Source organism: Pseudomonas sp. PA-4-8C, from assembly GCF_021606625.1.
Lineage (GTDB): Bacteria > Pseudomonadota > Gammaproteobacteria > Pseudomonadales > Pseudomonadaceae > Aquipseudomonas > Aquipseudomonas lactis.
Map to the genome: position 1 here is coordinate 1 of NZ_WKCD01000565.1, position 940 is coordinate 940.

The following is a 940-nucleotide window of genomic DNA, read 5'->3' on the forward strand; positions in this document are numbered from 1 at the left end:
TGACCAGCGAAACGCCACAACCGAACGGTGAGTTCACCACCACGGTGACCGATGCGGCGGGTAATAAAGGTGAGTCGGTGACGGGCGAATTCGTTGCCGATCCAACCGCTGACACCACGCCTCCGGGCAAGGCCACCGACCTGGTGACTAGCACCGAATCCGACGGCAAGATGACCGTCGGTGGCAAGGCCGAGCCGGGCAGTACCGTTGAGGTGAAATTCCCGGACGGTACCACCGGCACCACCGTAGCCAAGCCGGATGGCAGCTTTGAGCTGACCAGCGATACGCCGCAACCGAACGGTGAGTTCACCACCACGGTGACCGATGCGGCGGGTAATAAAGGTGAGTCGGTAACGAGCGAATTCGTTGCCGATCCAACCGCTGACACCACGCCTCCGGGCAAGGCCACCGATTTGGTGACCAGTACCGAATCCGACGGCAAGATGACCGTCGGTGGCAAAGCCGAGCCGGGCAGTACCGTCGAGGTTAAGTTCCCGGACGGTACCACCGGCACCACCGTAGCCAAGCCGGATGGCAGCTTTGAACTGACCAGCGAAACGCCACAACCGAACGGTGAGTTCACCACCACGGTGACCGATGCGGCGGGTAATAAAGGTGAGTCGGTGACGGGCGAATTCGTTGCCGATCCAACCGCTGACACCACACCACCAGGTAAAGCTACCGACCTGGTGACCAGTACCGAGTCTGACGGCAAGATGACCGTCGGTGGCAAGGCCGAGCCGGGCAGTACCGTCGAGGTTAAGTTCCCGGACGGTACCACCGGCACCACCGTAGCCAAGCCGGATGGCAGCTTTGAGCTGACCAGCGAAACGCCACAACCGAACGGTGAGTTCACCACCACGGTGACCGATGCGGCGGGTAATAAAGGTGAGTCGGTGACGGGCGAATTCGTTGCCGATCCAACCGCTGACACCACGCC

General features: G+C 61.5%; 1 protein-coding gene. It reads left to right on the forward strand.

Annotation, left to right across the window (positions count from 1 at the left end; genetic code table 11):
- Window positions 1-940 (forward strand): Ig-like domain-containing protein (locus tag GIW04_RS30985; RefSeq protein WP_236479645.1); only part of this gene is annotated, 940 nt, incomplete at both ends.